At 44.5% G+C, this 13,250-nt stretch carries 8 protein-coding genes; 2 read left to right on the top strand and 6 right to left on the bottom strand.

All coding sequences use genetic code 11. The features are described 5' to 3' along the window. The first annotated feature begins 481 nt into the window (after window positions 1-481). A complete protein-coding gene (locus RMZ42_RS23615) occupies window positions 482-4,624 on the top strand; it encodes a PAS domain-containing protein (protein ID WP_322673706.1) in 4,143 nt (1,380 codons plus the stop codon). 3 nt (window positions 4,625-4,627) lie between these two features. Here the strand turns inward: RMZ42_RS23615 and RMZ42_RS23610 are convergent, their stop codons facing one another. The 5 genes from RMZ42_RS23610 to RMZ42_RS23590 form a co-directional block, all read right to left on the bottom strand. Next, on the bottom strand, window positions 4,628-5,635 hold the full coding sequence (locus RMZ42_RS23610; protein ID WP_322673705.1) for a chemotaxis protein CheB: 1,008 nt from the start codon (window positions 5,633-5,635) through the stop codon (window positions 4,628-4,630). A gap of 922 nt (window positions 5,636-6,557) precedes the next feature. Next, window positions 6,558-7,037 carry a plasmid segregation centromere-binding protein ParR gene (locus RMZ42_RS23605; protein ID WP_322673704.1) on the bottom strand — a complete coding sequence of 160 codons (480 nt, stop codon included), beginning with the start codon at window positions 7,035-7,037 and terminating at the stop codon, window positions 6,558-6,560. A 5-nt stretch (window positions 7,038-7,042) separates the two neighbouring features. Continuing rightward, window positions 7,043-8,206, bottom strand: coding sequence for a ParM/StbA family protein (locus RMZ42_RS23600; RefSeq protein WP_322673703.1), 1,164 nt, complete (start codon window positions 8,204-8,206; stop codon window positions 7,043-7,045). A gap of 239 nt (window positions 8,207-8,445) precedes the next feature. Beyond that, complete coding sequence (locus RMZ42_RS23595; RefSeq protein ID WP_322673702.1) at window positions 8,446-9,078, bottom strand: DedA family protein; 633 nt, start codon at window positions 9,076-9,078, stop codon at window positions 8,446-8,448. A gap of 456 nt (window positions 9,079-9,534) precedes the next feature. Continuing rightward, window positions 9,535-10,617, bottom strand: coding sequence for a Gfo/Idh/MocA family protein (locus tag RMZ42_RS23590; RefSeq protein WP_099102323.1), 1,083 nt, complete (start codon window positions 10,615-10,617; stop codon window positions 9,535-9,537). A 326-nt stretch (window positions 10,618-10,943) separates the two neighbouring features. Here RMZ42_RS23590 and queC point away from each other — a divergent pair, with 326 nt between their 5' ends. Further along, on the top strand, window positions 10,944-11,621 hold the full coding sequence (gene queC, locus RMZ42_RS23585; protein ID WP_322673701.1) for a 7-cyano-7-deazaguanine synthase QueC: 678 nt from the start codon (window positions 10,944-10,946) through the stop codon (window positions 11,619-11,621). A 33-nt stretch (window positions 11,622-11,654) separates the two neighbouring features. Here the strand turns inward: queC and RMZ42_RS23580 are convergent, their stop codons facing one another. Next, a complete protein-coding gene (locus RMZ42_RS23580; protein ID WP_322673700.1) occupies window positions 11,655-13,094 on the bottom strand; it encodes a hemolysin family protein in 1,440 nt (479 codons plus the stop codon). Window positions 13,095-13,250: the final 156 nt, after the last annotated feature.

Genomic DNA, 13,250 nt, shown 5'->3' with positions numbered 1-13,250 from the left:
CTACCACTCCAGACACAGAGAACACAGAAAAAGGAGAAATAAAGAGGGTTTTTTCATCAGTTTTGGGAAATTTTTTTATTTAGAAATCCCTTATGAATCAGATATAGCAACCGAATTTAAACACGAGAATATTAGAAGATTAAAATTTCCTAATTATAAGCTTTACAGCGATTTTATTTCTCCCAAATTATTTAGGATTGCTATTACGATCTTCATAGAAAATTTGTATTATTGAATGAATATTTATAGATTATTCTGTGGCAAAAGTGATATAAATTTTATAAGTAAGTTAAGAACTAATTTATACATTAAAACTATCAAATAAGTGAACGTAAAGCAGATGTAAAGAGCGAATCAATAAATCTATAAAATATGTTAAAATCCTGGTATAATCAGGGTTTTAGCATTTTTTGAAAAATGTCGATTTTCTATGCCAACCTGCTGAATGTGGGTTAACATCTACTTGATTAATTAATTCACAATGTCTCAGCAACAGCGCGCTCTCTTAATTGTCGATGATTCCCCAGAAGATCGAGAACTCTATCGGCGGTATTTACTGCGCGATCGCGAATATTCTTACACTATCCTAGAAGCAACGCTGGGACAACAGGGGCTAGAACTTTGGCAGCAACATCAGCCCGATGTAGTATTGCTTGATTATCGATTGCCCGACCTAGACGGACTGGAATTTCTGGCACAATTGCAACCCTCGTCGAGCCAACAGCCTTGCCTACCCGTGATTGTCGTCACTGGACAGGGCAATGAGGCGATCGCAGTTAAGGCGATCAAAGCGGGCGCACAAGATTATCTTGTCAAAGAGCAAATTACCCCAGAAGGGCTGCAAATAGCGGTCAATGGGGCAATTGAAACAGTGCAGCTACGCACCCAACTACAACAGCGGATTGAACGAGAGCGCGTAGTCTCACATATTACCCAGAAAATTCACCAATCGCTAAATCTGGATGAAATTCTTCAGACAACTGTAGCCGAAGTGCGAGAATTTCTGCACACCGATCGCGTCTTGGTTTTTCAGTTAAAACCTGATGGTAATGGGACAGTAGTAGCAGAATCGGTTGGGGCAGAGTGGCGATCGCTGCTTGACTCTACTATGTACGATCCCTGCCTCGCAAAGAACTACCTTGCATGGAATCCATTGGAAACTGTCAGCTACGATACCGTCTTTGTCGAGAATTATATCCAACGCTATCGTCAGGGTTACGTAACGGCAATATTTGATATTCAGCATAGCAGTATCGATCCCTGCCACGTTGAATTGTTGGCTCAGTTTCAAGTGAAAGCTAATCTGGTCGTGCCGATTATTTACGATGACCACTTTTGGGGGTTGCTAATTGCTCATAACTGTGCAATTCCTCGAAAGTGGCAACCCTTAGAGATCGACTTGCTCAAAGAACTGGCGATTCAAGTTGGCATTGCAATTCGCCAAGCGGAACTCTATCAGCAGGCACAAAATGAACTGACCGAGCGCAGACGGGTAGAAGCAGAATTACGGGAGAGTGAAGAACAGCTGCGATTAGCACTATCAGCTTCGCGGATGGGAACGTGGAACTGGAACATCCAAACGGGAAAAATTTCCTGGTCGGATAACCTGGAAGCCTTGTTTGGACTAGAACCAGCAGAATTTGACGGTTCATTCGAGATGTTTGCCGCGCGAGTCCACCCTCAAGATCGCGATCGCGTGCTGACAGCCGTCGAGCTTGCTGTCGCCACCGGAGAAGACTATGACATTGAATTTCGGGTAGTGTATCCCAACGGGAAAATTCGCTGGGCATTAAGCCAGGGTAAGGTGCTCTACGACCAACAGGGGCAACCAATTCAGATGGCCGGTATCGATTTAGATATCACCGAACGCAAACAGTCAGCCGAAACTCTGCGCGAGAGTGAGGAACGTTTTCGGCAGCTTGCAGAAAATATTGATGCGGTGTTCTGGATCAAAGAAGTGTCGGAAAATCGAATCAGCTATGTTAGTCCTGCATATAAACGACTGTGGGGATTGAACCCGCAAGAATTGTATCAAGGACAACAAATATGGATCGATCGCATCCATCCAGAGGATCGAGAATCTACAGACAGAGCGTTTCATGAAAAGGCTGTCGCCGGGAAATTTGATCGGGAATATCGGATTATTTTACCCAATGGTAATATTCGCTGGGTTCACGATCGTTGCTTTCCCCTGCGAGATGAAACAGGAGAGATTTATCGGTTTGCCGGGATTGCCGAAGACATCAGCGATCGCAAACAGGCAGAGCAAGCTTTGCGAAACAGTGAAGAACGCCTGCAAATGGCACTGGAAGGTTCTGGTGGCGGTCTATGGGATTGGAACATTATTACTAATGAAGATTATTTAAGTTCCAGATGGCTGGAAATGCTCGGATATGAAAAAGGAGAGTTACCGGATGACTTTAGCAGTTGGCAGCGACTAATTCATCCTGACGATAAAGTTTGGGTGATGGAACGGTTGAATGCCCATCTTCAGGACGATTCGGTGTCTTACAAATTTGAATATCGGATCTTAACCAAGTCTGGGGAGTGGAAATGGATTGCCAACCACGGAAAAGTGGTTTTGCGCGATCGACAGGGCAATCCCCTGCGAATGGCAGGCATCCATCATGATGTCACAGATCGCAAACAGGCAGAGCTTGCTTTGCGCCAGAGTGAAGAATTTAAGAACCGCATTTTAGAAAGCAGTACTGACTGCATCAAGGTATTAAGCCTCGATGGGCGGCTGCTGTACATGAATACAGGTGGACTGTGTTTAATGGAAATTGATAACTTAAATTCCTATCTGAATACTGAATGGCTCTGTTTCTGGGAAGGCAGTTATCGGCAGCAGGCAGAGGAGGCACTTGCTGCCGCTAAAACAGGCGAAGTCAGCATTTTTCGCGGATACTGCCCAACTGCAAAAGGCACTCCGAAATGGTGGGAAGTGGTCGTTAGCCCGATCTTGGATGGCTCTGGGCAGCTGGAACGAATCTTGTTGATTTCACGAGACATTACCGATCGCAAAAAGATAGAACTCCTGTTGCAGGAGAGCGAAGCCCGGTTGAAATTGGCGTACAAAGCTACACAATCGGGATTATGGGACTGGGACATTATCCGCAACAGAGCTCATGTATCTGAAGAGTATATCAATCTGTTTGGGCTTGACCCAACCACAAAGGAAATCACCTATGAACTGTGGTTAAGTATCTTGCACCCAGACGATCGCACCTCAGCCAATGAAACGGTGACTAACACCATCCAGCAACAGCAAGAACACTATGAAGATGATTTCCGCATTATACATCCTGATGGCATTCGCTGGTTAGCGGCTAGAGGTCAGGTTTTCTATGATGTTGCGGGCAATGCGGTACGGATGGTAGGCAACGTCCGGGATATCACCGCTCGCAAACAAGCTGAAATCGAACGCGATCGCCTATTTCAACTAGAACAAGCAGCCAGAGCCGAAGCCGAACGCGCTAATCGAATCAAAGATGAGTTTTTGGCTATTCTCTCCCATGAATTGCGATCGCCTCTCAACCCGATTCTCGGCTGGACAAAACTGCTGCAAACCCGCAAATTTAGTGAAACGAAAACGGCTGAAGCTTTAGCTACCATCGAACGCAACGCCAAACTACAAACTCAACTGATTGATGACTTGCTCGATGTAGCCAAGATTCTGCGGGGCAAACTCAGCATCGATGCGGCTCCTGTAAATTTGGCATTTGTAATTGAATCTGCGCTCGACACAGTAAATACAGCAGCCCTTTCCAAATCAATTGTGTTGCATTCAGTACTGCCGAATATTGGGCAAGTCTCTGGAGATTCCAACCGCCTTCAACAAATCGTTTGGAATTTACTTTCCAACGCGATCAAGTTTACTCCCAAAGGCGGACGGGTAGAAACCAGATTAGAGCGAGTTGACGATCGGGTACAGATTATCGTTAGTGACACTGGTAAAGGCATTAACCCAGATTTTCTCCCGTATATTTTTGAATCATTCCGTCAAGAAGATGTCTCAATTACTCGCAAGTATGGCGGGTTGGGATTGGGATTAGCGATCGTCCGGCAGTTGGTTGAGGCGCACGGCGGCACGATCACGGCTGATAGTCCAGGTGTTGGCTTGGGAGCCACCTTTAGAGTCCAATTGCCACTGCTGAATGTTGAACCGGAAATCAAGCAGACAGATGAGTTGCCACAACCCGCACTCGGACTCACCGGGATTCGAGTCCTCACAGTTGATGATGACGCCGATGCTCGTGAGCTAATAACAGTATTGCTTGCTGAATACGGCGCGCAAGTCCTGACTGTTGCCTCTGCGACAGAAGTTTTAGCAAACCTAGAATCCTTTCAACCCGATGTTTTAGTCAGTGATATTGGAATGCCCGAAGTCGATGGCTATTCTCTGATTCAACAAATCCGCGCTTTAACTCCCGAAAAAGGGGGAAAAATTCCCGCGATCGCTTTGACTGCTTATGCTAGAGTTGAAGACTATCAACTAGTGATAAGCAGTGGCTATCAACTGCACGTTACCAAGCCTCTCGATCCAGAAGAGTTAGTTCAAGCTGTGGTGGCACTTGCACGCAGTAAACAAAACCATCCCATTTCTCAAAATGATTCGGTTTAACCTTCAATCAACACCTGTGTTTGGATTGACCTTTAAAAGTACTTCTCGAATAATGGCGGAAGACTCCTTGGCAGAGAGTGCCTCCTCTTTGAATCGTGCCGCTAAGGTTTGATTGCGAACCTCCATCCTTGAAGCCATACGATGTGATAAAGAAGCTTTCTCTTCCAATGCCCTCAAAGCGATCCATAGTGCATCTTCCACCTTATCATACTGCGTGGCCAGCAAAGTTTCTGCTGAATAAGCATGACCCGTGCGGCAGCGGAAGCGCAACAAATTTCCCTCTTCGAGTTCCCAGAGGATACCGCCGCAGTCAGGACAGCCAAAGGTTGATGGTTTACCAGGTCGATTGCTTTCGTTTTCTACTGCTTCCAAATTCAATTGCACTATTTCAGTTTCAAACTCTATCTCGCTAGGTACTGGGTTTTCCGGTTGTACTTTCATTGGTGTATTAACTAGAGCTACTAAAGTAGAAGGAATATCTGAAAGTGGCAGAATATGGTCAATATCCTCTACGTTCTCGATCGCATTACGTGGCATATCAGGATACAAAGCATCGTCAGGATTTTGGACAATTGCCACACCACGCCGCATTTTTACAGCCATTAGTCCCGCCGTGCCGTCGTCAAGCAGACCTGTTAGTAGCACAGCAATCACTCGCTGCCCATAAGTTCGCGCTGCACTGCGAAACAATGGATCGATAGCAGGACGACAACGGTTTTCTTTTGCACCCCGCGTCAAACGCAAATATCCTTTTTCTACCAGTAAATGGTAGTCAGGCAAAGCGACATAAATCGAACCACGAACAATAGCTTCGCCGTCCTGAGCGTGAGACACTGGCAAGTTGCCAGCACGACTTAATATTTCTGGCAGAAAACTCTTGCTGTGACTGGATACATGAAGGACTATAATTACAGCAGCATTGAGATCGGGCGGCAAATGCTTGACTAGATAAGTCAGCGCCTCAACTCCACCTGCTGATGTTCCAACGACGATAATATTCTGTTCAAGCATTAATGTAACAATTTGACTAGTATAGCAGCGTGGGCAACAAAAGCACATATACCGCCAGTCTTAACATTAACGCAGCCAAAGAATTTGCTCACCTAGCTTTGAGAGGATTATATTCTTTTTTGAGGAATAGGATTTTAGCTCGACTTTATCCAAAATTAAGAACTCGGCTTTCCTTATCCGGCAAAAACCCTGGCTTTTTGGCAAATACTTTTTCCATGTCACTGATTTCCGGTCAAGTCCAAAAACTAAAACTATCGTCCCTCAATGGTTTCAGTATCAGGTTTTGGGTTTCATAAAAATGGATAAAGTCGAGTTAAGAATCCTTGATTTTTTTAGTTGAACAAAGTTAAACCAACCTATAAATATTTGATTTTTTCAGAATAATAAAAGAGCGCTAACTGGGTACTCAGAAATGCTTTGATTATTTGGGCTTTGGCTAGTTGTCTAGTGGGGAGATTGGTGATTTTAAATTGTATAACTTGAATAGCTGACTTTTCACGTTATGTGGAAAAGCGCACGAAAAACCTAACCCTCTAACCCCCTTCCCGATGCTCTAAGGGTTGAAAATTCAAAGTCTCTCTCCTTTTAGGGGAGAGATTTAGAGAGAGGTTTTCCAGATACCGTGAAAAATCAGCTTAAATAGACGCGATCGCATTTCTAAAAAAATTAGGACTTACGCACTATACAAATCAACCAAAACGTGTACTACGGTATTTAGTCTTTTCAGAGGCTTCAGATAACCCTGATTTATTCCGACATTTGCGATCGCTGGATGCAAAACATGGCTAAAATACCCAAATTGTGTTTAGTACTTATGTACGATGCGTAAGTCCTAAAAATATAAACATTAATAATCCTTAATAGTATTAACTATTAAGGATTGTTAACATGAGCAAAAACTGCTCACAAACCTGATTTTTCCTTAAAAATCATCGAGAAACTGACTAAGGCGACTGATTACGGGGTCAACCTCTTGAGGAGGGGTAGCAACAGTATAAGAAGTATTATTTACTACTTCTAATTGGGTTGGAGACGGAATGAACGAGCGATCGTTGACGATGAGCGCCAGTTGTGCAACTTGTTGAGAAAGTTGCAGTAGATGATGTTCCATCGCCTCCAAACGATTAGATCCCTTGGCAAAAAAACGTTCCTCAAGTCCAGCCACTTGACGTTGCAGTTCACCGATTTGTTGATCGATCGGTGTATTTACTGCTGTTTGTGGAGCAGGTTGTACAGTTTCCGGTACACATAAAGATTGCCACAAGGCTTCTTTACAGAGATCGCTGAAAGTCTTGTCTGGTTGTTTTTCCAAATAACTTTCTACTTGCGCTAACAAGCTTTCATCAGCAAGCTCTGGGTTGAACGTGACGGATTTAACTACCTTTTTTGACCATTGGAACATCAGCTTTATGCCCTAGCAGCGCGATTGGAGGATAATTGTGCCTCTCCATAAATATACTGCCCCAAAGCATTCGCCTGACGGGAAGGTGCTGCTAAATGAGCATTAATCTTTGCTTCTTTGAGCAGACGTTGAACGTCGTCCCAGAAGAACTCACCACCGCCGCCAGTAAGAATCACATCGGTGACGCGTTCTGGCAACCAGGCTAGCACACGGCTACAGATTTCGCGCGAAAACATCTCTGTGAGGTTGGGAAGAAAATCATCTAGGTTGGTGGGCTTGCTAGCGCCTTTAGGACGGTAAAAGCGTTCACCTCTAGGTTTGTTGACAGCGGAAATCAACGCTAGAGATTGACTATCTGCTCCCTCGATTTCGGCAGACACTAATTCATAAAACTTATTCATCCCGAAGTCTTCGCTCTTAGAAGCACCTCTGGCAAAACGGAAGTTATCTACCATCAAAAGATCCACGGTTTGATGACCAATATCGACGATCGCCACCGATATTTTTGTAAAATCGGGACTACCAGGGTTTTTCTTGGGTTGAGCTTCAGACCATAACAGGCTGCCGTAGCCTTCTGGCATGACCCATACCTTACTGACGTTCAGCGACACAGATTCGCCTCGGAAGTTCAACACGTGAGGGCCACCTACTTGGCTAATCAATTGTGCTTTTTCTTTTTCAAATTGCTCTAAGGAAAGAAAAGGCAGACCAAGTACAACTGAGATATCGTCTCTGAGTTTGAAGTAGCCAGCACTTGCTAAAACTTTTACCAGTGCAGCTTCTACCTTAGATTGTCCGACTCCTAAATTCGCCCCAAAATCGGCTGCCAGTTGACCAACAGCATATCCATTTCCTTGATACTCCAGCCACAAATCCATTAAGGGGTCAGTAGCTCTGGCTTCAAAAACACCACCGCGTACTTGTTCGATTGACATCTGCTTGACGTTGGCAGGTACGAACACCACACTGCCTGGTTCGCGACTCACACAAGTTTTTGTGGAAGTTCTGCCTAAATCAACACTGAGAATGGTTTTCCCAGAACCACCGGCTGGCTTGCTAGTGGGAGGATTATTATTAACAGCATTGATAGGAGTAGATGCTAACGGCTGCCTATTCATGGGTATAGCAGCAGCATTGATAGGGGTAGCGGCGGAAGGTTGGTCTGTCATGAAAGCTCCTAGTTCAAACTTAACTGTAAAAAGTTGTCATGCTCATCTTACAAAAATGCGAGCAACCAGAAATTCTAGGTTGCGTCAAGTGTAGCTAGAAATACGCCAAAAATTAATTCCGGCGATACCTCTGGTAAGCTCTGCCAACGCACATCTAGTATTATTTGGCATAGTGTAGGCGAATTTTGGCCAGATGTAACCCCTGCTTTCACTGCTTTCAAACCAAAAGCGTCCGTGTTTCATCTTCTAGTGCGTCTAGTGCGTCTTAACTGGCGCTTGAATATCCAGAAAACAAATGCTAGAACCAAACCGCCAAGCACGATTTTAGATACAGGAGCAAGGTACTTGTCCACAAGTTCATACTGACTACCCAATATGTATCCTGAGTATGTTAACAAACCCACCCAAGCAGCGCTACCTAATGTTGTGTAAACCAAAAATGGTAGCAAAGGCATATTGCTAATACCTGCGGGAACAGAAATTAAGGTGCGGATTCCTGGCACAAGACGACCAATTAATACTGCTGTTCTACCTTGTCGGTCAAACCACTCTTTGGCTTTGGTAATATCTTTACTGGATATAGCCAGCCATTTGCCATACTTGTCAGCCCAAGCTTTCAAACGGATTTCACCCAAAAACTTACCCGGATAGTACCAAATAAGTGCGCCCAATACAGAACCCAAAAGTCCTGCGAAAAATACACCAATAATATTCAGCTTTGCCTCTCCTGGTTGATATGGACTTGCTGTAAATCCAGCCAGTGGCATAATCAATTCTGAAGGAATGGGGGGAAAAAGGTTCTCTAAAAACATTAGTAAGGCGATTCCCCAATAGCCAAAATAGTTGATAGTATTAGTTATCCATTCAAGCATTGAGTTAATTCCTGAAATTGCTGGACTAGTCTTGTTGCTAAATTCAGCTTTAGCTTTTTTAAAGGGTAATTATTCTCGCTTGCTACAGTCAAGGGAATTGGGCTGCACTAAAAATTGCCATCATAACTGAAAAATAGAGTCAGACAAGTAGAAGCTAGGTGTCTGTTTCATTAATGTTGAGAGTTATAAAAGTTCGTAAGTAGCTCTACCTTTGAGATTGAACGATTTATCGCTCACTACAAACCTCACAAAATTAATCAAACGAACTACTAGGTTTTGTTTTCTAATTTTTTAGATCCCCCTTAGCCTGCTTTTTTAAAAGGACTAGGAAGGATCTAAAGATTTGATGGCAAATTTAAAAACATATTCTAGGTTTTCTGCGGAAGTTGAGACTGTGGGGTAGCACCGGGAGAGAAGGGAGAAAATTTCACCTTGTCCCCCTTGTCTCCTATTCTTCTAGACTGTGGGGGTCAAAGATTGTACCCTTGGTTCCGATTGCCAGTCTAAGGGATTCCAAACTCGATCTTCCAGCGCCATCTGCTCAATTAAACTTGCAAGTCTCAAGGCTTTAAGAGCTTGTTCGCCACCTACTGAAGGTTGATTGCCACCGTGTACGCAGTTGACAAAATGTTCTAATTCTGCACTTAGGGGTTGAATATTGCTGGTGTAGACTTTTTCAATTACACCGTCTTGCCTGTAAAGTACTTGTCGGTGGTCGGTGAGAGAATTGGCAGCCGTTTGTCGGTGAATCAAAATTTCATTCTTGAGAAAATCTGCCTCAGTAAATGAATTTTTGCAATGGGCGACAATTCGGCGAATTTTGCGGTGAGTGACTTTACTAGCAGTCAGAGTAGCAACAATACCATTGGCAAACCCCAAGGTGGCGGTTACGTAATCTAAATAACCAGAGTCTAGGGAGCGAGTACCGCTAGCAGTCAATTTTGTGACTGGGGAAGCAGCTAATTCCAAAAGTAGGTCGATGTCATGGATCATTAAATCCAGCACAACTGAAACATCGTTTGCCCGATCTGAGTAAGGACTCATTCTGTGGGCTTCTAGCGCCAGCAATTCCTCTGTTTTTAGAACTTGGCTCAGTTCTTTAAAAGCTGGGTTAAAACGCTCAATATGACCTACTTGCAGGATACATCCAGACTCAGCTGCGGCATTTACTAAAGACTCTGCCTCAGAAATACTGGCTGCGATCGGTTTTTCAATCAAAACATGAATTCCCGCTAACAGACAGTTGATGCCCACGGCATAGTGCAGACGGGTGGGAACAGCTACACAAACTGCTTCCACAAGGGGTAGCAGATCGCAATAATCTTCAAAAAAACGCACCTTGTACTTGCTGGCAGTTTCTAATCCTCGCTCGACGTTAATATCTGCCACTCCGACTAGTTCAACATCTTTCATTGAACTCAGCACGCGAGCGTGGTGTTGTCCCATGTTACCCACTCCAATCACGCCTATGCGGATTGGTCGTGGCTGGTTGCGCTGTGTATATGGATTCGGTTCTGCCACTGACATGCTATTTTGCACTATTATTCTCTCCTCAACCACCAAATTTAGAGACGCTACGGCCGTTGGCGTTTATACTCGAAAGCCGGTTACGATCCGTCTAAAACCATCCAGATGGTAACATAGAGCCTATGTTTATGAAGAATTTCAAAGTTTGCGATCGGTTCCCGTAATCTAAATATCTTTTGTATAGATATTTCGAGTTTGCTCTTTCTCCAAAAATATATGTATTTTTATTAACTTTAAACGTTCCAGTACAGCTTAAGTATAAATTCTCCTTGGCATCGCTTTCTGGCGTCTTGTTAAGGTTTGATGCAGTTATTTGAAATCCAAAATTTGCAACCGAGATGAAAGCTGTAATTTTGTTATCTGGGGGATTGGACTCTTCCACAATTCTGTACAAAGCTCAAGCTGATGGCTGTGAATGTCATGCTATTTCCTTTGATTACCAGCAGCGACATCGACGAGAGTTACAGTCAGCCTTTAGTGTGGCTCAAAAAGCTGCGATCGCAAAACATCAGGTAGTTAACTTTGACTTACGACAATGGGGCGGTTCGGCCCTTACTGATAATGCCATTGATTTACCCCAAGAGCGATCGCTGGATGAAATGTCTCAAAATATTCCTGTCACATACGTTCCGGCTCGTAATACCATATTCTTAAGCTTTGCTCTTGGTTATGCCGAAGCGATCGCCGCAGAGCGCGTCTATATCGGCGTTAATGCCCTCGATTACTCAGGATATCCTGATTGTCGCCCCGACTATATCCAAGCAATGCAGGAAGTTTTTCGCCTGGGAACCAAACAAGGGCGTGAGGGACAACCAATTAAGATTGTTGCACCCCTAATCAACCTGAAAAAAACCGAAATCATCCAACTGGGGAATCAATTGGGAGTTCCTTGGGAATTAACTTGGTCTTGCTATACAGGTGGAGATGTTGCCTGTGGTGTGTGTGATTCTTGTCGCTTACGGCTAGCAGCTTTTGCCGAATTGGGACTTGTCGATCCAGTGGCGTATGCACAGTAGAGGCATTTGTCATTGGTCATTTGTCATTTGTCATTAGTTATTATCCCCAGCCCCTCTGCTCCCCTGCTCCCCTGCTCCCCTGCCCCTCTGCCCCTCTTCCTCTAACCGTCGCAGTTGAATTTGATGCAGGCGTGGGCCAACAATCGATACCACGGTAAATTCGAGATTTTGATAACAAAAGATTTCGCCTTTGGCCGGAATTTTCTGTAACTCATACAGCAAAAAGCCCCCTAGTGTTTGGTATTCTCTGGTCAGGGGCAAATTGAGATGCAAAACTTCATTGAGGTCTTCAAGGTTGATTTGTGCTTGCACTAAAAATTTATGCTCATCTAACATCTGAATCAGCAAGTCGTCATTGCTCTCAGGTTCGCTGGGATCGCCAATAATTTCGGCAATCACATCTTTGATTGTCACTAGTCCCACAGTAGAGCCAAATTCATTCACTACCATCACCATAGCGGGTTTCTCTTGCTGCATCATGGGCAAAAGTTCACTCAAGGGCGTGTGTTCTGGAACAAACCGGACGGGACGCATCCAAGGTTGGATCTGTGTCTCTAAACTGAGGTTTCCGACTGCCAAAGGTTGTGCCAAATCTTTAAAATAAACAATACCGCGAACATCGTCTAAAGATTCACCAATCACCGGATAGCGAGAGTAACCAGTAGAAGCCATTTCCCTGAGTAATGTCTGGAAGGTAGCATCTTTTGGCAGTGTGATAATACTGGTGCGCGGGATCATCACATCTTGCGCCATCACATCCCCAAACTCAAAGACATTATTGAGCAATTCTCGCTCTGCACGCTGTAAACCAGTAGACCCCCATTCTGTAGAGATAATCAGTTGTAATTCTTCGGGAGTTACAGGCGGTCGCCAGCCTTGGCCTGTGTATTGGATGCCAAAAATCCGTAATAAAAAACGAGTTGATTGGTTAAGAATCCAGATGAAGGGGCCAAAAAAACGCACGATCGCTTTTACCAAAGGCCCCAAAAACCTTGCTAGCTGTTCTGAGTACAGCATGGCTAAAGATTTGGGACATAGTTCTCCGATCACAATTTGCAAATAGGCAATTAAGAAAAAGGCGATGGGAATTGATAGGGAATGGGCGAGGAAGGTAGTCATCCCACTGGGTAAAGGCCAGGATCTCAACCAGGCCTTCACCAGCACAACAATCGTACTTTCGCCAATCCATCCCAGTGCCAAACTAGAGAGGGTAATGCCTAACTGGGTGGTAGATAGCAGTCGGTCAATACTGCGTTGTAACATTTCTACAGCGATCGCTGGAATATCCCCAGCCTTAACTAGCTGGTGAATACGCGATCGCCGCACGCTCACCATCGAAAACTCCGCCGTTACAAAAAAGGCATTTATGGCAATCAGTAGTAACACTGACAACAACCGCAGCGCCACTTCTATCAAACTTAAATTAGGAAAACCACTCACCACCAAAGCTCGTGTAAAACTCACGCCCTCCATTTAGGGGGATTGGGGACTGGGTATTGGGTATTGGGTATTGGGTATTGGGTATTGAAAAAGTATTCCTAAATATTTATTTCCTATTACCCAGTCCCCAGTCTCCAGTCCCCAGTCCCCAGTCCCCAGTCCCCAGTCCCCAGTCCCCAGTCCCCAGTC

This window comes from Nostoc sp. DedQUE05 (assembly GCF_034530955.1).
GTDB lineage: Bacteria > Cyanobacteriota > Cyanobacteriia > Cyanobacteriales > Nostocaceae > Nostoc.
Note: the sequence above shows the minus strand (reverse complement) of the source record. Positions and strands in the feature narration are given on the sequence as shown.